The sequence below is a fragment of the Paenibacillus tianmuensis genome (genome assembly GCF_900100345.1).
In the GTDB taxonomy this organism is placed as follows: domain Bacteria; phylum Bacillota; class Bacilli; order Paenibacillales; family NBRC-103111; genus Paenibacillus_G; species Paenibacillus_G tianmuensis.
In genome coordinates this window covers 105674-124519 of sequence record NZ_FMTT01000006.1, presented here as the reverse complement: position 1 = coordinate 124519, position 18846 = coordinate 105674, and the positions used below count along the sequence as shown (strand labels likewise).

Below are 18846 nucleotides of genomic sequence, written 5' to 3'. Positions count from 1 at the left end.
GAGGCGTACCGTGAGAGCTGAGATCATAGCCGTCGGCACTGAGCTGCTGATGGGACAAATCGTAAATACGAATGCGCAGTACCTGGCCAAAGGCCTTGCGGATATCGGCGTGGGCGTTTATTTCCAGACAGTCGTCGGCGACAACGTCTCGCGGATCAAAGAATCGCTGCATATCGCCAAGGGCCGCGCGGATCTCATTATTTGCACGGGCGGACTCGGACCGACGCAGGACGATTTGACGAAGGACGTACTGGGCGAGGTGCTCGGGCAAAAGCTTGTCATTCATGAACCTTCGATGAACAAAATGACCGAGATGTTCCAGCAGCGGGGCATCCCGATGGTGGAAAGCAATGCGCGGCAGGCGCTGATGCCCGAGCATAGCGATCCGCTGCCGAACGACACGGGGCTGGCGGTTGGCGTAGCGGTAACGTACGAGGGTACGCATTACATTTTGCTTCCCGGCCCGCCCAAAGAGATGAAGCCGATGTTCGACCGGTATGCCAAGCCTTGGATTGAATCCAAGATGGATGACGTGCAGCCGCTTTACTCGGTCATGCTGAAGTTCGCAGGGATCGGAGAGTCGGCGCTGGAGCATGCCGTGATTGATTTAATCGAAGCCCAGACGGACCCGACCATTGCCCCTTATGCCAAGGAGGGCGAGGTGGCGATCCGGCTTACGACGCGCGCCTTTTCAGCTGACGAGGCGATGGCCAGACTGCGTCCGCTGGAAGCGGAAATCCGTAGCCGGCTGGACGAGCATATTTACGCGGCGGAGGACCTCACTCTGGAGCAGCAGGTGCTGCGTATGCTTGCGGAAAGCGGGCAAAAGCTTGCCGTAGCCGAGAGCTGCACGGGGGGCCTGCTCAGCGATTTGCTGACAGCTGTTCCAGGGAGCTCGCAATCGTTTCTGGGAGGCGTCATTTGCTACTCCGTGGCGTTAAAGCATAAGTTGCTCGGCGTGCCGATGGAGCTGCTGGAAGGTCCGGGGGCGCCCGGCGCTGTCAGCGAGGAGACCGCGGCGGAGCTTGCGCGCAATACGCTTCGTCTGCTGGATGCGGACGTTGCTGTATCGATTACTGGCGTCGCAGGGCCCGGCGAGTCGGAAGGCAAGCCGGTCGGCTTGGTCTACGTAGGTCTCGCGCGCCGGAACGGTCAAGTCTTCGCCGTCAAGCTCCAGCTGTCCGGCAACCGCGAAACGATCAAGCTTCGGGCAGCGAAAAGCGCACTCTATCATTTGTGGAAATCGATAAAATCATAGTTGCCAGAAGACCCAAAATAAAGTATAATAGATGTTAGCGGAAGAACCGTAACATTTTTGAACCAAACGTGTTACGGTTTTTCTTTTGCCAAGCAAGCGAATGTATGTTCGGAAAAATGCTTGTCAGCCGATTCAAAACACGGTAATATGGTATCAACAGATAAATCAAAAAGGACGTGATTCTTTTGTCAGATCGGCGCGCAGCCTTGGAAAATGCCCTTCGTCAAATTGAAAAGCAATTCGGGAAAGGTTCGATCATGAAATTGGGCGAATCGACCCATATGCAGGTAGAGACGATCCCAAGCGGATCGCTGGCCTTGGATATCGCTCTGGGCATCGGCGGATTTCCGCGAGGTAGAATTATAGAGGTATACGGACCGGAATCGTCCGGTAAAACGACGGTAGCGCTTCACGCGATCGCCGAAGTTCAGAGAGCCGGCGGCACCGCGGCGTTCATCGATGCGGAGCACGCGCTGGACCCGCTGTATGCGAGCAAGCTCGGCATCAACATCGACGAGCTGCTGCTTTCCCAGCCCGATACGGGCGAGCAGGCGCTGGAAATTGCGGAAGCGCTGGTGCGCAGCGGCGCGGTCGATATCATCGTCATCGACTCGGTTGCGGCTCTCGTACCGAAGGCCGAAATCGAAGGCGAGATGGGCGATGCCCACGTCGGCTTGCAAGCCCGCCTTATGTCGCAGGCACTGCGGAAGCTGTCCGGGGCGATCAACAAGTCCAAAACAATCGCTATCTTTATCAACCAATTGCGCGAGAAGGTCGGCGTCATGTTCGGCAACCCGGAAACGACTCCAGGGGGCCGCGCGCTCAAGTTTTATTCGTCCGTCCGGCTTGATGTACGCCGCGTAGAGACGATTAAGCAAGGCAATGATATGGTCGGTAACCGGACCCGGATCAAAGTCGTCAAGAACAAAGTAGCGCCTCCGTTCAAGCAAGCGGATATCGATATTATGTACGGCGAAGGCATCTCCAAAGAAGGCAGTATCGTCGATATTGCTAGCGAGATGGATATCATCCAAAAGAGCGGTGCGTGGTACTCCTACAATAACGATCGCCTCGGCCAAGGACGTGAAAATGCGAAGCAGTTCCTGAAGGAAAACCCGCACATTGCCGACACCATCGAGAAGAAAATTCGTGAGAACTGCAACCTGGCTCCGGTGATCGGGCCGAATTCGGACGATGAGGACGAAGAGGAAGAATTGGCGCTGCTTGAAGAGAAAGAATAAACGTTCCGGCACCTTTAATCCAGATTAAAGGTGCCTTTTGCCATTTTCAAGGGAGGTACTTGGATTCATGACCGAGCAGGAAAGGCCGCAGCTTCAATCGGGGCTGATTACGAAGGTGGAACGGCAGCGCAAGGGGCCGCACCGTTATAACATTTATATCGACGAGACCTTTGCGTTCTCGGTCCATGAGGATTTGATGATCAAGCACAGGCTGCTCAAAGGCGAAGCCGTTGAAGCGGCGCGGCTTGAGCAGATTTTGGCCGAAGACGAGGCGCAAAAAGCTTATTTGGACGCAATCCGTCTGCTGTCCAGCCGGCTCCGGTCCGAACACGAAATGAAGGCCCGGCTGAAGCAAAAAGGGTATACGCCGGAAATCACGGCATCGACGGTCGAGCGTTTAGCGAAGGAAGGCTACTTGAACGACGAGCAATTTGCCGAGCAGCTCGCCAAGCAGCGTCTTGAATCGCAAAAAAAAGGGCGGCATTGGATCAAGCAGGAGCTGCAGCAAAAAGGGATTCGCAAAGATCATATTCTAGCGGCGATGGAGCAGGTGGACGAAGAAACGGAATTTGCGATGGCGTACAGTCTTGCCTCGAAACGGTATCGTTCAGAGCTGGAGAAGGATCCGGTGAAGGCCAGGCGGAAAATTGCCGGCTTCCTTCAGCGCCGGGGTTATCCGGGGAAGGTTGTTAGCAAAGTGCTGGCGCGTTTGCCTCGAAAAGGACCGGAAGGGGATTGGGACGAAGAGATGTTCCCGGAAGAAGAGCAATTCTAGCAAATATGGAAAACGTAATCAAGCGACGGACGGAATATCGACTCATTCGGACCCAACACCTTGACAAGCTTCTTTATCAAAAGATAAAATAATTATGTGAATGCGATACACAGAATCTTCCTGAGCAGCCTGAGGAAGATTCGAACAAAGTAAAATCGCCAATTTTTACTTTTTACTAGCGCTTGTAGAATGGATTAAACAACCTGATTATCCCAAGCTTACCCCTTGGAGAAACAACGAGGAGGTGAACTGGATGCCTACGACAGTCATCTGGATCATAGTCGTTCTCGTTGTTGGTGTTCTATGCTTCGGGATCGGTTATTTTATCCGCAAGTCCCTTGCAGAGGCGAAGATTTCCAGTGCTGAACATGCTGCCGAGCAGATCAAGGAAAATGCCCGTAAAGAGGCAGAAGCACTGAAGAAAGAAGCGGTTCTGGAGGCGAAAGACGAGATTCACAAGCTCAGAACCGAAGCTGAAAAAGACATTCGTGACCGTCGAAATGAAACTCAACGACAAGAGAGACGATTGTTGCAAAAAGAGGAATCGCTGGATAAAAAATTAGAATCTCTTGAGAAAAAAGAGGAGCAGGTCGCCAACAAGGAGAAACGAATCGAAGAAACCCAAGCGCAAATTGATCAGATTTATAAAGATCAAGTTGCCGAGCTGGAGCGAATTTCTGCGTTGACGATGGACGAAGCCAAACAAATCATTTTGACCAACGTAGAACAGGAAGTTCGCCATGAAACCGCTCAATTGATCAAGGAAATCGAACAGCAAGCCAAAGAAGAAGGCGACAAAAAGGCTAGAGAAGTCATCACACTCGCCATTCAACGCTGCGCGGCCGATCATGTGGCCGAAACGACCGTATCAGTCGTAGCGCTTCCGAATGAGGAGATGAAAGGCCGGATTATCGGCCGCGAAGGCCGCAATATCCGGGCCTTGGAGACGCTCACCGGTATCGATTTGATCATCGACGACACGCCGGAAGCCGTCATTTTGTCCGGGTTTGACCCGATTCGTCGGGAAATCGCCCGAACTTCCCTTGAGAAGCTTGTAGCGGACGGACGAATCCATCCGGCCCGCATTGAAGAAATGGTCGAGAAGTCCCGAAAGGAAGTCGACGAGCGGATCCGCGAATACGGGGAGCAAGCAACGTTCGAAACCGGCGTACATGGTCTTCACCCCGACTTGATCAAAATTTTGGGCCGACTCAAATTCCGTACAAGCTACGGTCAAAACGTGCTCAAGCATTCCATGGAAGTGGCTTACCTCGCCGGACTGATGGCAGGAGAACTCGGAGTAGACGTGACATTGGCGAAACGTGCCGGTCTCCTTCATGACATCGGGAAAGCACTGGATCACGAAGTGGAGGGCTCTCACGTCGAGATCGGCGTTGAGATCGCCAAGAAGTACAAGGAGCATCCGGTGGTCATTAACAGTATCGCTTCGCATCACGGCGACTGTGAGGCGACTTCGGTCATCGCTATGCTGGTCGGCGCGGCTGATGCGCTGTCTGCAGCAAGACCGGGCGCGCGCCGGGAAACGCTCGAAACGTACATCAAAAGGCTCGAGAAGCTCGAAGAGATCTCCGAATCGTTCGAAGGCGTCGAGAAATCGTATGCGATCCAAGCCGGACGCGAAGTGCGCGTAATGGTTCAACCTGAGAAGGTGGACGATACCGAGGCATTCCGACTGGCAAGAGACATTACGAAGAAAATCGAAAGCGAGCTCGATTATCCGGGTCACATCAAGGTCACGGTCATTCGGGAAACGCGTGCTGTAGAATACGCCAAATAATTGCATACACGACAGAGGGAAGTGGCGATTTTGCCACTTCCCTCTCTAATTCAGCGGAAAGTTGCAGTAAATTTAAAGTGAGGTAGGGGGAGAGTCCGATGAAAATACTGTTCATTGGAGATATTGTCGGTTCGGTCGGCCGCAAAGCGTTGAAAACGTGCTTACCGACCCTCAAAAATAAATATAACCCGCATTGGATCATCGCGAACGGAGAGAACGCGGCAGCAGGGCGGGGCATCACGGCTGCTATCGCCAAAGACTTCTTCGAGCTTGGCGTGCACGGGATCACGATGGGCAATCATACGTGGGACCAGAAAGAAATCTTCGATTTTATCGACAAGGAAGACCGAATGGTTCGGCCGGCCAATTTCCCGAAGGGAACGCCCGGAAAAGGGATGACGTTTATCAAAGTAAAAGACATCGAGCTAGCCCTCATCAATTTGCAGGGACGCACCTTTTTGCCTCCGCTCGACTGTCCGTTTGAGAAAGCGAATGAGCTGGTAGAGCAAGCTAAAAAGAGAACGAAGTACGTCTTTGTGGATTTCCATGCTGAAGCGACTTCGGAGAAGCTGGCGATGGGCTGGCATTTGGACGGCAAAGTATCCGCCGTCGTCGGGACACATACACACGTACAGACGAACGACGAACGGCTGCTGCCCCAAGGCACGGCTTATGTGACGGATGTAGGCATGGTCGGCCCGCGGGACGGTATTCTCGGGATGGAGCGGAACGCCGTGCTGCAAAAATTTAAAACCCAGCTTCCCGTCCGCTTTGTCGTAGATGAAGGCAAATGGCATTTTCATGCCGTCAGCATGGAATTGGACCTGGCTACAGGGCTCGGAAAAAAGATTCAATTGATTCGCATGGATGAAGAAACGATCTTGTTTGATTAAATTGACGGACAATTCAAATTTTTTTGAAAATACCATCTTCGGGTAGAAGGAATTAACCGCAAATTCCTAGAATATGATTAGTACTGGAAGCAATCATCATTCCCGAGGAGGTACTTTTCATGGAAGTATTAAAAGTGTCAGCAAAATCCAACCCAAATTCCGTCGCAGGCGCGTTGGCTGGAGTATTGCGTGAACGCGGGGCTGCTGAGCTCCAGGCCATCGGGGCAGGGGCCCTCAACCAAGCGATCAAAGCCGTAGCCATCGCGCGAGGATTTGTGGCTCCCAGCGGGGTTGATTTGATCTGCATACCAGCATTTACCGATATTGTCATCGACGGCGAAGACCGGACAGCCATTAAGCTGATTGTAGAACCGAGATAATGGCTTTGCAGCTTATAACCGAATGACCAAAGCGCCTGTTTACTTTTGTAGACAGGTTTTTTTGGTTTTGTTTCATTTTGGCCCAGCCAAGCCTACTCCCGAGGAGGGGATAGCTGATGTATGTTATCGACGGGCATTGTGATGCTTTGCTCAAGATGGTTGAGAACCCGGCCATTGATTTCTTCGATCCTCATGCGAACGCATTGGACGTATCTTATGCGAAAATGGCGCAAGGGGGCGTAAAACTGCAATTTTTTGCGATTTACTTGCCTGAACGTATAACTCAGCCGCATTTTGACCATTACTTGGAATATATAAATATTTTTTATCAGAAAGTGATGCGGGACCCGCGCATGCGGCAGGTAAAAAACCGCGCTGATTTGGAAGCGGTCCTGACGGGCAATCAGACCGGAGCGATGCTCACGCTCGAAGGCGCGGATGCATTGCAGGGAAACCCTTTATATCTTCGGACGTTATACCATCTGGGCGTCCGAATGATCGGAGCGACATGGAATTACGCCAATTGGGCGGCAGATGGGGTGCTTGAGCCAAGGCAGGGCGGATTTACGCAGCGCGGCAAAACGTTTATTAAAGACTGCAACGATTTGGGTATGCTATTGGATGCGTCCCATTTGTCCGAGGCGGCGTTCTGGGATTTGGCGGCGGCTTCGGCCAAGCCGTTCGTGGCGACGCATTCCAATGCAAGGGCCGTGTGCGGCCATCCGAGAAATCTGAACGACGGGCAGATCCGGGAAATTGTCCGGCAGGACGGACGCATCGGTGTAACATTCGTTCCCTGGTTCGTACACCAAGGCCGTCAAGCTTCTATTGACGGCGTCCTGCAGCATGTTGAGCATATTTGCTCGCTGGGGGGCGGCGGTCAGCTTGTGTTCGGATCGGATTTTGACGGCATCGATCAATGGATCCCGGGACTGGAGCATGCGGGGAAGATCCCGTATCTGACGGAAGCTTTGCTTAGACAGTTTCCGGAGGAGCTGGTGAGAGGGTTCATGTACCGCAACTGGTTTACGTTCCTTCATCGTCACTTGCCGATTCATTAAAAGTTAACATCTGATTTATAGATACAAGACAACTAAATTATTCTCTAATCGATATGGATTTGATCTAAAAAAGCTATCTATGCATTTTGTCGAAAACCCTTGCTTTTTACGTGTATTAGTCATAGAATTTGATGAGACAACTGAAAGATTTTTTTTATATGAAATCTTTACAGTTTATGGTTTTGCTGCATGTCAGCGAATTTAAAAGGAGTGGACAACGTTGATTAGCCAATTATCTTGGAAGGTCGGAGGACAACAGGGGGAAGGCGTGGAAAGTACCGACAAAATCTTTTCCACGGCATTGACCAGACTGGGGTACTACTTGTACGGGTACCGTCATTTTTCCTCGCGGATCAAAGGCGGCCACACAAACAATAAAATCAGAATCAGTACGATGCCGATTCGCTCCATTTCCGACGATTTGGACATTCTCGTGGCCTTTGACCAAGAAACGATTGATGTGAATGCGCACGAGCTGCGCGAGAACGGTGTAATCATCGCCGACGCAAAGGTTAATCCGGTCGTTCCGGAAGGCGTGAAAGCAAGACTGTTCCCGGTGCCGATTACGGCGATTGCGGAAGAGCTTGGCACTTCCTTGTTTAAGAATATGGCTGCTTCCGGCGCATCTTGGGCTTTGCTTGGTTTGCCGCTTGAAGTGTTTAATAAAGCAGTAGAAGAAGAGTTTGGCCGTAAAGGCGCTGCCGTGGTGGAGAAAAACGTGGAAGCGGTTCGCAAAGCTGCCGAGTTCGTTCTCGAATTGACGGGCGGTCCGCTGCCTGAATTCCAACTGGAGCCTGCCGACGGCAAGCAAAAGCTTTTCATGATCGGCAACGACGCTATCGCTCTCGGCGCAGTCGCCGCAGGCTGCCGCTTCATGCCTGCCTACCCGATCACGCCGGCTTCCGAAATTATGGAATACCTGATCAAGACGCTGCCGAAATTCGGCGGGACGGTTATCCAAACCGAAGATGAGATCGCAGCATGTACGATGGCCATTGGGGCCAACTACGGCGGCGTTCGCACCCTGACGGCTTCCGCAGGCCCTGGTCTTTCCTTGATGATGGAAGCGATCGGCTTGGCCGGTATGACGGAAACGCCTGTCGTTATCGTCGATACGCAGCGCGGCGGTCCGAGTACGGGACTTCCGACGAAGCAGGAGCAATCCGACGTGCTTGCTATGATTCACGGAACGCACGGTGAAATTCCGAAAATCGTTCTGTCGCCTTCGACCATCGAAGAATGCTTCTACGACACGATCGAAGCGTTCAACTTGGCAGAAGAATATCAGGTACCAGTTATTTTGCTGACGGACCTGCAGCTTTCCTTGGGTAAACAATCAAGCGAATTGCTCGATTACAATAAAATCCAGATTAAACGCGGCGAGCTGCAAACCGGCGAACTGCCTGCTCCGGGCGAGAACCAAATGTTTAAACGCTACGAATTCACCGAGAACGGGATTTCCAAGCGTTCGCTGCCGGGTCAAAAATACGGCATCCACCATGTAACCGGGGTTGAGCACTCTGAAGACGGACGTCCGTCGGAAAGCCCGGTTAACCGCAAGAAAATGATGGACAAACGTTTGGGCAAAATGAAGCACATGAAAGTCACCAATCCGATTCTGGTTGACGCTCCTCATGAAGAGCCGGATCTGCTCATTATCGGTATGGGCTCCACGGGCGGCACGATTGACGAAGCAAGACGCCGTCTGGCCGACAAAGGTATGAAAACGAACCACATCACCGTTCGTTTGCTGCATCCGTTCCCGGTGGAAGAGATCAAGCCGTACCTGGAAAAAGCGAAAACGGTCGTTGTTCTTGAAAACAATGCTACGGGTCAGCTTGCTTCCTTGATTAAGCTGAACGTTGGCTACGCCGATAAAATTAAGAGCATGTTGAAATATGACGGTAATCCGTTCTTGCCTGCCGAAATCACTAAATACTGTCAGGAGTTGAACCTTGTATGGCAACGTTAAAAGATTTCCGTAACAATATCAAACCGAACTGGTGCCCAGGTTGCGGCGACTTCTCCGTGCAAGCGGCTATCCAAAGAGCGGCTGCCAATGTCGGTCTGGAACCAGAACAGCTTGCGGTTGTCTCGGGGATCGGCTGCTCCGGCCGGATTTCCGGTTACATCAACGCTTACGGATTCCACGGTGTTCACGGACGTTCGTTGCCAATCGCGCAAGGTCTCAAAATGGCTAACCGCGAGCTGACCGTCATCGCCGCAGGCGGCGACGGCGACGGCTTCGCGATCGGGATGGGTCATACGGTTCATGCGATCCGTCGTAACATCAACATCACCTATATCGTTATGGATAACCAAATTTACGGCTTGACCAAAGGCCAAACGTCGCCCCGCAGCGCCGAGGGCTTCAAGACGAAATCGACGCCGTCCGGCTCCATCGAGTCCGCATTGTCGCCGCTTGAAGTAGCGTTGGCTGCAGGAGCTACGTTTATCGGTCAATCGTTCTCCAGCAACTTGAAACAGCTGACTTCCTTGATCGAAGAAGGCATGAAGCATGAAGGCTTCTCTTTCATCAACGTATTCAGCCCGTGTGTCACGTTCAACAAAGTGAACACGTACGAGTGGTTTAAAGAGCATATCGTCGATCTGGAAGAAACGCCGGATTACGATGCTTCCAATCGTGTGGCAGCCATGACCAAAATCATGGAAACCAACAGCCTCGTGACGGGACTTATTTATCAAGACAAGAGCAGAAAAAGCTACGAGGATATGGTTGCAGGCTTCAAACCTGAAGGTCTTGCGAAGCAAAATCTTAACATCACCGAGCAAGAGTTTGAAAAATTGGTGGCGGAATTCAAATAATTTTCCGAAATTTCTTAAGCATATGGCCCTGGGCCGTATGCTTTTTTTATGCCGTGCGGGTATAATAGATTTGAGCTTCATGGAATCTTTTGCATAAGAGAGGGGCATATGGACATGAAACAAGTACCGATCGGCGTTTCCGCCAGACATATTCATTTGTCGAAAGAAGATATCGCTTTGCTGTTTGGCGCAGGGTATGAATTAAAGGAGATGAAGGCATTATCGCAGCCGGGGCAGTATGCTGCCGAGGAAACGGTCGCGGTCGTCGGACCGAAAGGCCGTTTCGATAAGGTTCGCATTTTGGGACCGGCCCGCAGCAAGTCCCAGCTTGAAATATCTCGTACCGATGCGTTCGCTCTCGGGGTGAACCCGCCCGTACGCGAGTCCGGCCATATCGACGGTACGCCGGGGATTAAGGTCATCGGACCGGCCGGTGAAGTGGAACTGGAAGCGGGCGTGATCGTAGCGGCGCGTCATATTCATTTTCATACGGACGATGCGGCCAAGTGGGGCATTGCGGATAAACAGGAGCTTACCGTGCGCGTCGAAGGAGAGCGTGGCGTAACGTTTGAGCATGTGATTGCCCGGGTATCCGATCAATTCGCGTTGGACATGCATATCGATACGGACGAAGCGAACGCAGCCGGAATTAAAACCGGTGATGTCGGGGTTATTTTAGCGTAACCCATCCATGAATTTCTTTGAAATGCAGGCTGCAAGCATGATATAATGAAAGGTATGATCTTTGCAGCATATGCAAGCTTCAGGAGGAATTCATTTCATGACGACAAAAAATAAATCCGAAAAAGATTACTCGATATATTTCCAGCCGCCGTCTCTCAGCGATGCGAAGAAGCGGGGGAAAGAAGACATTCAAGTGCATTACGATTTCGACATCCCGGAAGAGATGCGTGAGATCGGCAAGGACAAGTATTACTTGATTCAAACGTACGGCTGTCAAATGAACGAGCACGACACCGAGACGATCAAAGGCCTGCTGGAACAGATGGGCTACCGGTCCACTGATGACCGCAAGCAGGCGGACATCATTCTGCTCAACACCTGTGCCGTACGGGAAAATGCTGAAGATAAAGTGTTCGGGGAGCTCGGCCATCTCAAGCATCTGAAGATCGAGAAGCCATCGCTGATCCTGGGCGTGTGCGGCTGTATGTCGCAGGAAGAATCGGTCGTGAACCGGATTTTGAAGAAGCATCCGTTCGTCGATCTAATCTTCGGCACGCACAACATCCACCGTGTGCCGTTCCTGTTGAAGGAAGCGATGTTCAGCAAGGAAATGGTGATCGAGGTATGGTCCAAGGAAGGCGACATCATCGAAAACCTGCCGAAGAAGCGCGAAGGCATCAAAGCGTGGGTCAACATCATGTACGGCTGCGATAAGTTCTGTACGTACTGTATCGTGCCGTATACGCGGGGCAAGGAGCGCAGCCGCCTTCCGCAGGACGTGATTGCCGAAGTACGCGACTTGGCGCGTCAGGGCTTCAAGGAAATTATGCTGCTCGGCCAGAACGTAAACGCCTATGGCAAAGATTTCGACGATTTGAAATACGGGCTCGGCGATTTGATGGACGAAGTCCGCAAGATCGACATTCCGCGTGTCCGCTTCACGACGTCGCACCCGCGTGATTTTGACGACCGCTTAATCGAGGTGCTGGCTAAGAAAGGCAACCTGATGGAGCATATCCATCTGCCTGTGCAGTCGGGCAGCAACGAGATTTTGAAGCGGATGAGCCGCAAATATACGCGTGAGCATTATCTGGAGCTGGTCGCCAAAATCAAAAAGGCGATTCCGGATGTCGTGCTGACGACGGATATCATCGTAGGTTTTCCGGGCGAAACCGATGAGCAGTTCGAGGAAACGGTCTCGCTTATGCAGGAAGTCGGCTACGACAGCGCCTTTACGTTCATCTACTCACCGCGGGAAGGTACGCCGGCGGCGGGCATGGAGGATAACGTGCCTTATGAGGTGAAGCGGGACCGTCTCATTCGTTTGAACGACGTGCTTAACGTCTACGCCAAACGGAGCAATGAGCGGCTGAAAGGACAGACGCTGGAAGTGCTGGTGGAGGGTGAAAGCAAGAACAATGCCGCCGTATTGGCCGGCCGGACTCGCACGAACAAGCTCGTCCATTTCGAAGGGCCGAAGGAACTGGTAGGCCGGTTTGTCCAAGTGAAAATAACGGAAACCCCGACATTCTATATCAAAGGCGAATTGGTCGGAGAAGCCGTGGCTCAATAAATCGATTGCAGGGGCGTGACGAATCCTAATGGCAGAGCAGAAATTTACGAATTGCGGCATGGAGCTGTATACGAATACGGAAATGATCGTGCGCGAAGACATTTTGGATAAAGCTAAGGAGCTGGCAGGGCTGCTGGCTACCTCGAACGAGGTGCAGTTTTTCCAGCAGGCGGAGCAGCAAATTGCAGGAAACGATCAAATCCAGACGTTGATTAGCGCTATCAAAAAGAAGCAGAAGGAAATCGTCGCTTTCGAGTCGTTCGACAATAAAAAGATGGTTGAAAAAATCGAGAAGGAAATCGACGAGCTGCAGGATCAGCTTGATTCGATCCCGATTGTCAGCCAATTCAAACAGTCGCAGGAAGATATCAATTACTTGCTTCAGCTCGTTATGAGCGTCATTCGCGATACCATCTCCGATACGATTACGGTGGAGCAAGGAACCGTAGCCCGTTCGGGATGCAGCGAGTAAACAAAATTATACCGATACACAGTGAGTTTGAGGACCGGCGTGCAGCCCCGGATAGGGGAGGCAGGCCGGTTTTTTATCGGTGTTTGGCTGGTAACATGTGGGGGAATCACCGGATAATAAGGCCGAAGAAGCCTTTGCGTCGAATGCTGGCGGAAGGGCTCATTTGTGCCCGAATTCAGTATGGGCGGCGGGTGTGCTACAATAATCGGGAGAGTGTGCGGATTGAGGTGAATGATCGTTGGAGAAAGACGTATTGACCCGGTTTGGCGTATCCATGCCAGAGGAACTGATCAAGCAGTTTGATCAATATATCACGGAGCAAGGCTACACGAACCGATCGGAAGCGATCCGGGATCTGGTACGTAAAGTGCTATTGGAGCCGGGCGGCTTGAAGGCCGATCAACTCGTAGCGGGGACGATCGTCATGGTGTACGATCACCATGCGGCCGATCTTCCTTTGCAGCTTATCGAGCTGCAGCATAATTACCATCACGACATTATTTCGACGATGCATGTCCATCTGAATCACGATCAATGTCTTGAAATCATTGTCGTTCGCGGCCTACTGTCTAGGCTTCGGGAGTTGCAGCACAAGATTCAAGTGCAGAAGGGTGTGCTTTACGCTGAGCTTTCCGTCACGTATTTGGACGAGCGGGGGGCCGGACAGGAGCACGCCGATGCCGCGGAGCATCATCATAGCTAGCCACCTTTAAACGGCGGTCGTTTCTTTGTTCGCAATTCACAAAGAAGCGGCCGCGTTTCTTTGTCATGAAAATCGCCGCTCGTCCATATAGTTTAACGATGACCGGCTGCTGGGGCCTCAATCGGAATGGAGTGAGACGGGAATGAGCGGACAAGCGGATTTGAGCCGGATTACGCTGCATGTTACAGGCATGACGTGCACGGCTTGCGCTGCACGCATCGAGAAGGCGGTAGGCAAAATGGAAGGCGTGGCCGAGGTCAGCGCCAATATTGCTTTGGAGCGGGCGGTCGTCTTGCTGGACGCGAAGCGGGTCCGGGCAGAGGAAGTCGCAGCCCGGATCGAACAACTCGGATATGGCGTCCGTCCGCTGCATATGGCCGATGGGAAAATAAACGGCAATAGTAGCGAGGAAATTCGTCGCAGTCGGGTTATGTTTTTGCTTTCGCTTGCTTTTACGCTGCCTTTCTTCTGGGCGATGGTCCCACATCATGTTGCTTCTTCCTCGCCCTGGATACCCGACTTGCTGGCGAACCCATGGTTTCAGCTTGCACTCGCCGTTCCGGTGCAGTTCGGTTTCGGTCTCCCTTTTTACATCCGGGCCTATGAAGCTTTGAAAAACGGAAGCGCGAATATGGATGTGCTGATTGTTCTGGGTACGTCAACGGCCTTTTTGTATAGTCATTATTTGTTGTTTCATCCTGGGCATGCCATGATGGGGAGCGGGCACCATAGCCCGTACTATTTCGATACGAGCACCATGATCATTACGATCGTATGGCTTGGCCGATGGATCGAAGCGTCCGCCCGGAAGCGTACGGCGGACAGTCTCTCACAGCTTCATGCGATCCAGACGGACACGGCCAGCATGCTGACCCCGGACGGCGAACGCCGGGTCCCGGTAAGCATGTTGAAAGAGGGCGACCTGCTCCGCGTCCGTCCCGGCGAGCGGGTGCCTCTCGACGGTATCGTCGCGCAAGGGATATCCGCGGTGGACGAATCGCTAATCACCGGGGAAAGCGTGCCGGTTAAGAAGCGAAAAGGAGATCGCGTCATCGGCGGAACCTTGAACGGTTCCGGCGTGCTGGAAATCCGTGTCCTGCGTACGACCAGTCAAAGTACGGTAGCCCGGATGATTCGGATGGTGGAAGAAGCACAGAATGCGAAAGCGCCGATTCAGCGCGTCGCCGACAAAATTGCCGCGGTGTTTGTTCCGGTCATTGCCGTTACAGCCGTGTGCACCTTTTTGTACTGGTACGGAATGGGCGAGCCGGGGGCTGCGGGCGGGGCTTTGGAGAAGGCGATTGCCGTGCTGCTGATTGCTTGTCCATGCGCTTTGGGACTGGCGACGCCAGTATCCATTCTGGTCGCATCGGGCCGTGCCGCTCAGAAGGGGATCGTTTACAAGGAAGGGGCTGCACTGGAGCGGCTTCATCAAACGGACATTCTTCTGTTCGATAAAACGGGGACGGTGACGTTCGGGACACCCAAGGTGACGGATGTGATTGCCGCAGAAGGCGAAACGCAGGCTACACTGCTGAGCAAGCTCGCGGGTGCGGAACAGCTCTCCGAGCATCCGCTCTCGCGGGCGGTTGTCGAAGAGGCCGAGAGGCGGGGAGTGCGAGTGCCTGACTGCGGCAGTTTCTTGGCCGTTCCCGGCTGCGGGGTCCGGGCGGAGGTGCATGGACGCGGGATCGTCGCAGGGACTCGGCGTTGGCTGGAGGAGCAGGGTGTCCCTTTTGCGCAAACGGAAAAGGTTGCCGATCCTCTGCGTAGCCAAGGGAAGCAGCTAATCTATGTGGCGGTGGATGGACGTCCAGCCGGGGTTGTCGCTCTAGCCGATACGCTTCGGCCGACGGCGGGATCGGCGCTGCGGCAGCTCAAAAAGCAGGGAATGGACGTCCGGCTGGTGACCGGAGATCATGCTGCGGCGGCTAAAATGGTTGCGGAACGGCTTGGAAATGTGCCGTATTATGCGGATATGCTTCCGGACCAGAAACTCGGGCTCGTCCGGCGGCTGCAGAGCCAAGGGAAGCGGGTGACCATGGTCGGTGACGGCGTAAACGACGCGCCGGCGCTCGCGGCAGCGGATATCGGCGTAGCCGTCGGTAACGGGACGGATGTAGCCAAGGCGGCCGCTGATGTGCATTTGTTAAAAAGCGACTTGAAAGCTATGGCTGATGCCGTGAGGATCAGCCGAAAGACGATGATAAATATTTATCAGAATATGGGATTCTCTTTCTGTTATAACGCTTTGGCGATTCCTGCGGCCTTAAGCGGTCATCTGGCGCCATGGATGGCATGCACGGCTATGGCTTTAAGCTCTTTGACGGTAATTGTTAACGCACTTCGGCTGAAGCGGGTGTAACTTCCTTCATTCCAAGCGAAGAAGGCGGGGAAGAGAAGATGGCGATCGGCGTTCATGATCTGACGCTGGCTTGGCTTGCCGGATTGCTTGGCGCGCCGCACTGCATTGGGATGTGCGGCGCAACCGTCTCCGGCTTTGCACTGCAAGCGAAGACAAGTCCGCTGCGCTCCGTTCTGGCTTACAATGCCGGACGGATTGCAACCTACGCTGCGCTCGGGGCGTTTATGGGCGCGGTCGGCTCGTTCGTCGATGGTGCGGGGAAGTTGGCGAATGTGCAGGGGACAGCTAGCTTATTGGGCGGCTGTCTTATTTTGCTGTGGGCTTTGCGGCGTATCGCTCTCCCGCTGCATCGACTGGACCCGCATCGGCTGCCGCTTGTCCGGCGGCTTACAGCGCGGTACCGGACGGCTGAGGAGGCAGGGACCGCGGTCGCCAGCGGTCTGCTGCTCGGATTCCTTCCCTGCGGATTGACCTATGCGATGGAAATGAATGCGGCGGCGAGCGCAAGTCCGCTGCATGGCTTGCTGCTTATGCTGCTGTTCGGTCTGGGCACCGTGCCTGCGCTGGTTTCCGTCGGGCTGTTTGCGGGCAAATTAAACAAGCGGCTGCGAAGCAAGGCCGCAATAGCCGGCCAATTCGTAGCCATTTGGATCGGAGCGCTGTCCGTACTGCGGGGCTTGGCTGCGGCCGGATGGATTCCCAGTGTTCATCCCTGGCTTTGGTGATAAATTGTAAGGGATTGTCCGCAAAACCGCCATAAATAAAGTGAAAAATAGCCCGGGGGAGTCATAGGCAGGCCACGGACGATTCGATACAGTGGAAGCAGGCTAGGGAAATCCGGATATTATCGGACGGCGGCAAAAGGAAACCGGACCCGGAGCGATTTGTCTCCGGTTGTCATCGACACGTCGGCAACGGACGAGCCCGCCATGAGCGGAATGCCTTCGCCGACGTACCGGCCGGCCTCCGTTTCCGTCAGGGTAAAGGGGCTCGCACCGCATAGCATTTGCGGCATCGAGATGGTGGCGGCCCCGGTCGCGCCGCTCACCAGCCGGCCCGCCGCGTCGCGTAGCGTGACGGTAAACGTACCAGGCTTCAGCGCTCTGGTCGGGCTCGGGTAAAGTGACACTTGAATGCGGTAGCCTTCTACCATAAAATCCGAGACCGGCGGGAACTGCGGGGAGGTGGCGGCGAATTGCCGGAGGCCGAACCAAGTCCCGAGGACGATCATGGCGCCGAGGCCGAAGAGGCGAAGCCAAGCGGTGTTGGGCATAGCGGACGTATCCCTGCCTTTCCGGGTAATATCGTTTCATATGTATCCCGGGTCAAGCTCCAATATTCCTCAAAACAAAGGTGGTCATGGTCATGAAGCAAGCCTGGGTCCCATTGGCAATCGGATTGCTATTGCTAGCCGGAATTACAACGGCTTGCGGCGGGGACAAAAGCGGTGCACCTGCGAATGCCCCCTCCAAAACGGCAGCAGGCGAAGCGTCTAATGCGGCGGCGATTTACAAGGCGAACTGCATCTCCTGTCACGGGGCCGATCTCTCGGGTAAAGTCGGTCCTAATCTTCAGAAGACGGGGGCCAAGCTGAGCCAGGAACAAATCACAGCCAAGATTCAAAACGGAGGCGGAGGAATGCCTTCCTACAAAAACACGTTGAAGGAACCCGAGATTCAGGCGTTGACGGAATGGTTGTCCGCCAAAAAGTAAACGAAGGGAGTGCGTCCTGCCGAGCGGTGGACGCCTCTCTTTTTTTTGACCGTTTCATGAAATTGTCAAGGTTATCGCAGCAGCGGAGTGTTTTTTCGTTGGAAATTGTGGTATTTTGGTAAGCAAACGGTTAGAATAAACTGTTGATTCGAAAGGGGTTTGAACAGAAGTAATGGCAACTATCATTTTGATCGTTTGCTTAATTGTTATGGGTACGTTCTTCAGCTTGGCTTTCGTGTGGCTGTTTCAGAAAAAAAAGGGACTTGCCATCAGCTTTACAATTTTGGGCCTCGCAAGCGCATTCTTGTTCTATTACGCCATTTTTGAGGGCTGGCTTCAGCTGCCGGAGCAGTACAAATGAGCGACGGACGCAAGCGCGCAAACGTTCTTCCGGGCGCCGAGGTGCTCATCGTCCTAAAGCAGGATCAGCGGACCGGAAAGCTGACGCGCGGTATCGTGAAGGATCTGCTGACGAATTCGGCGACACATCCGCATGGCATCAAGGTGCGTTTGACGGACGGACAAGTCGGTCGGGTCAAAGAAATCGTCAATCCGGAAGCCAAGAAGCCAGAACGGAAATAATCGTGCCTCTCCCTGCGTATCCTGTAGCATCTGCGATAAAAAAGCGAAGGGGAGAGCGCTTTTATGTCTGTTTGTCCGCTTCCGCCGGTGCCGTATGTTCCGCAGCCGCCGGCTCATGCCCACGCGTTCGTTGGCTTGACCTCTGTGGCGCTTGGACATTTCCATGGAGTAGAGATGTTCGTCTATGCCGTGAACGGAGATGGAACGGACGGGCACGTGCACAGGTATCAAGGGTATACGAAAATGGCTATGGGCCACTTTCACCGTTTCATCGGGATGACGGGACCGCCGATTACGCTGCCGGATGGCTCCCATTATCATGAGATCGACGTGCTGACGGACGACGAGCCGTTCGAGTTTAAGCAAAATTATTACAAGACCATGCTATCGGTCAAAAGACACACGCACAAATTTGCCGGACGAACGGGAACGGGGATCGGTTATGAGCCCCCGGGCTGGTGAGTGCCATAGGCTATCTTTTTCAGACGCGGATGTAGACGATCCGGGTCTTTTTTTGTTGGC

At 53.4% G+C, this 18846-nt stretch carries 20 protein-coding genes; 19 read left to right on the top strand and 1 reads right to left on the bottom strand.

Annotated features, from left to right (window positions below):
* Nucleotides 1-10 precede the first annotated feature (10 nt).
* From BLO51_RS06350 to BLO51_RS06280, 15 genes are all read left to right on the top strand, one after another.
* Nucleotides 11-1258, top strand: a complete 1248-nt coding sequence (locus BLO51_RS06350; protein WP_090668516.1) for a competence/damage-inducible protein A — start codon at nt 11-13, stop codon at nt 1256-1258.
* 185 nt (nt 1259-1443) lie between these two features.
* A complete protein-coding gene (gene recA, locus BLO51_RS06345; protein ID WP_090668513.1) occupies nt 1444-2499 on the top strand; it encodes a recombinase RecA in 1056 nt (351 codons plus the stop codon).
* A gap of 67 nt (nt 2500-2566) precedes the next feature.
* Entirely contained in the window at nt 2567-3274 is a 708-nt protein-coding gene (locus BLO51_RS06340; protein ID WP_090668510.1) for a RecX family transcriptional regulator, read from the top strand.
* A 253-nt stretch (nt 3275-3527) separates the two neighbouring features.
* Complete coding sequence (gene rny, locus BLO51_RS06335) at nt 3528-5072, top strand: ribonuclease Y (protein WP_090668507.1); 1545 nt, start codon at nt 3528-3530, stop codon at nt 5070-5072.
* Between the two features lie 98 nt (nt 5073-5170).
* Nucleotides 5171-5965, top strand: coding sequence for a TIGR00282 family metallophosphoesterase (locus tag BLO51_RS06330; RefSeq protein WP_090668504.1), 795 nt, complete (start codon nt 5171-5173; stop codon nt 5963-5965).
* Nucleotides 5966-6084: 119 nt separating this feature from the next.
* The gene (locus BLO51_RS06325) at nt 6085-6345 is read left to right on the top strand and encodes a stage V sporulation protein S (RefSeq protein WP_006286829.1); all 261 of its coding nucleotides are present in this window, start codon (nt 6085-6087) and stop codon (nt 6343-6345) included.
* A 116-nt stretch (nt 6346-6461) separates the two neighbouring features.
* Nucleotides 6462-7406, top strand: coding sequence for a dipeptidase (locus BLO51_RS06320; RefSeq protein ID WP_090668501.1), 945 nt, complete (start codon nt 6462-6464; stop codon nt 7404-7406).
* A 220-nt stretch (nt 7407-7626) separates the two neighbouring features.
* On the top strand, nt 7627-9378 hold the full coding sequence (locus BLO51_RS06315) for a 2-oxoacid:acceptor oxidoreductase subunit alpha (protein ID WP_090668498.1): 1752 nt from the start codon (nt 7627-7629) through the stop codon (nt 9376-9378).
* Nucleotides 9366-10232, top strand: coding sequence for a 2-oxoacid:ferredoxin oxidoreductase subunit beta (locus tag BLO51_RS06310; protein ID WP_090668492.1), 867 nt, complete (start codon nt 9366-9368; stop codon nt 10230-10232). The genes BLO51_RS06315 and BLO51_RS06310 overlap by 13 nt, the downstream gene beginning before the upstream one ends.
* A 114-nt stretch (nt 10233-10346) precedes the next feature.
* Nucleotides 10347-10916 (top strand): phosphate propanoyltransferase, encoded by a 570-nt coding sequence (pduL, locus tag BLO51_RS06305; protein ID WP_090668754.1) that lies wholly within the window; start codon nt 10347-10349, stop codon nt 10914-10916.
* A gap of 97 nt (nt 10917-11013) precedes the next feature.
* Nucleotides 11014-12489 (top strand): tRNA (N6-isopentenyl adenosine(37)-C2)-methylthiotransferase MiaB, encoded by a 1476-nt coding sequence (miaB, locus tag BLO51_RS06300; RefSeq protein ID WP_090668489.1) that lies wholly within the window; start codon nt 11014-11016, stop codon nt 12487-12489.
* 28 nt (nt 12490-12517) lie between these two features.
* Nucleotides 12518-12961 (top strand): YlbF/YmcA family competence regulator, encoded by a 444-nt coding sequence (locus BLO51_RS06295; RefSeq protein ID WP_090668485.1) that lies wholly within the window; start codon nt 12518-12520, stop codon nt 12959-12961.
* 238 nt (nt 12962-13199) lie between these two features.
* Nucleotides 13200-13664, top strand: coding sequence for a nickel-responsive transcriptional regulator NikR (gene nikR / locus BLO51_RS06290; protein WP_090668482.1), 465 nt, complete (start codon nt 13200-13202; stop codon nt 13662-13664).
* A gap of 142 nt (nt 13665-13806) precedes the next feature.
* The gene (locus tag BLO51_RS06285) at nt 13807-16029 is read left to right on the top strand and encodes a heavy metal translocating P-type ATPase (protein WP_090668480.1); all 2223 of its coding nucleotides are present in this window, start codon (nt 13807-13809) and stop codon (nt 16027-16029) included.
* Between the two features lie 38 nt (nt 16030-16067).
* Complete coding sequence (locus tag BLO51_RS06280; RefSeq protein ID WP_090668477.1) at nt 16068-16754, top strand: sulfite exporter TauE/SafE family protein; 687 nt, start codon at nt 16068-16070, stop codon at nt 16752-16754.
* A gap of 119 nt (nt 16755-16873) precedes the next feature.
* Here the strand turns inward: BLO51_RS06280 and BLO51_RS06275 are convergent, their stop codons facing one another.
* Nucleotides 16874-17302, bottom strand: a complete 429-nt coding sequence (locus BLO51_RS06275) for a hypothetical protein (protein ID WP_090668472.1) — start codon at nt 17300-17302, stop codon at nt 16874-16876.
* Between the two features lie 92 nt (nt 17303-17394).
* On the opposite strand from BLO51_RS06275, the gene BLO51_RS06270 reads away from it, so the two are divergent.
* From BLO51_RS06270 to BLO51_RS06255, 4 genes are all read left to right on the top strand, one after another.
* On the top strand, nt 17395-17742 hold the full coding sequence (locus tag BLO51_RS06270; protein ID WP_167670119.1) for a c-type cytochrome: 348 nt from the start codon (nt 17395-17397) through the stop codon (nt 17740-17742).
* A 172-nt stretch (nt 17743-17914) separates the two neighbouring features.
* Nucleotides 17915-18103, top strand: coding sequence for a hypothetical protein (locus tag BLO51_RS06265; RefSeq protein WP_090668466.1), 189 nt, complete (start codon nt 17915-17917; stop codon nt 18101-18103).
* Nucleotides 18100-18324 (top strand): YwbE family protein, encoded by a 225-nt coding sequence (locus tag BLO51_RS06260; RefSeq protein ID WP_090668463.1) that lies wholly within the window; start codon nt 18100-18102, stop codon nt 18322-18324. Before BLO51_RS06265 ends, BLO51_RS06260 begins: the two co-directional genes overlap by 4 nt.
* A gap of 63 nt (nt 18325-18387) precedes the next feature.
* Nucleotides 18388-18786, top strand: a complete 399-nt coding sequence (locus BLO51_RS06255) for a YmaF family protein (RefSeq protein WP_090668461.1) — start codon at nt 18388-18390, stop codon at nt 18784-18786.
* Nucleotides 18787-18846 lie beyond the last annotated feature (60 nt).

Bases quoted from the DNA above. Each gene is read 5' to 3' on its own strand.
- BLO51_RS06275 (WP_090668472.1), bottom strand. From the start codon at position 17,302: ATGCCCAACACCGCTTGGCTTCGCCTCTTCGGCCTCGGCGCCATGATC.
- BLO51_RS06325 (WP_006286829.1), top strand. From the start codon at position 6,085: ATGGAAGTATTAAAAGTGTCAGCAAAATCCAACCCAAATTCCGTCGCA.
- BLO51_RS06310 (WP_090668492.1), top strand. From the start codon at position 9,366: ATGGCAACGTTAAAAGATTTCCGTAACAATATCAAACCGAACTGGTGC.
- BLO51_RS06270 (WP_167670119.1), top strand. From the start codon at position 17,395: ATGAAGCAAGCCTGGGTCCCATTGGCAATCGGATTGCTATTGCTAGCC.
- BLO51_RS06285 (WP_090668480.1), top strand. From the start codon at position 13,807: ATGAGCGGACAAGCGGATTTGAGCCGGATTACGCTGCATGTTACAGGC.
- BLO51_RS06340 (WP_090668510.1), top strand. From the start codon at position 2,567: ATGACCGAGCAGGAAAGGCCGCAGCTTCAATCGGGGCTGATTACGAAG.
- BLO51_RS06320 (WP_090668501.1), top strand. From the start codon at position 6,462: ATGTATGTTATCGACGGGCATTGTGATGCTTTGCTCAAGATGGTTGAG.
- BLO51_RS06330 (WP_090668504.1), top strand. From the start codon at position 5,171: ATGAAAATACTGTTCATTGGAGATATTGTCGGTTCGGTCGGCCGCAAA.
- rny (WP_090668507.1), top strand. From the start codon at position 3,528: ATGCCTACGACAGTCATCTGGATCATAGTCGTTCTCGTTGTTGGTGTT.
- BLO51_RS06255 (WP_090668461.1), top strand. From the start codon at position 18,388: ATGTCTGTTTGTCCGCTTCCGCCGGTGCCGTATGTTCCGCAGCCGCCG.
- BLO51_RS06295 (WP_090668485.1), top strand. From the start codon at position 12,518: ATGGCAGAGCAGAAATTTACGAATTGCGGCATGGAGCTGTATACGAAT.
- BLO51_RS06260 (WP_090668463.1), top strand. From the start codon at position 18,100: ATGAGCGACGGACGCAAGCGCGCAAACGTTCTTCCGGGCGCCGAGGTG.
- pduL (WP_090668754.1), top strand. From the start codon at position 10,347: ATGAAACAAGTACCGATCGGCGTTTCCGCCAGACATATTCATTTGTCG.
- BLO51_RS06280 (WP_090668477.1), top strand. From the start codon at position 16,068: ATGGCGATCGGCGTTCATGATCTGACGCTGGCTTGGCTTGCCGGATTG.
- BLO51_RS06265 (WP_090668466.1), top strand. From the start codon at position 17,915: ATGGCAACTATCATTTTGATCGTTTGCTTAATTGTTATGGGTACGTTC.
- miaB (WP_090668489.1), top strand. From the start codon at position 11,014: ATGACGACAAAAAATAAATCCGAAAAAGATTACTCGATATATTTCCAG.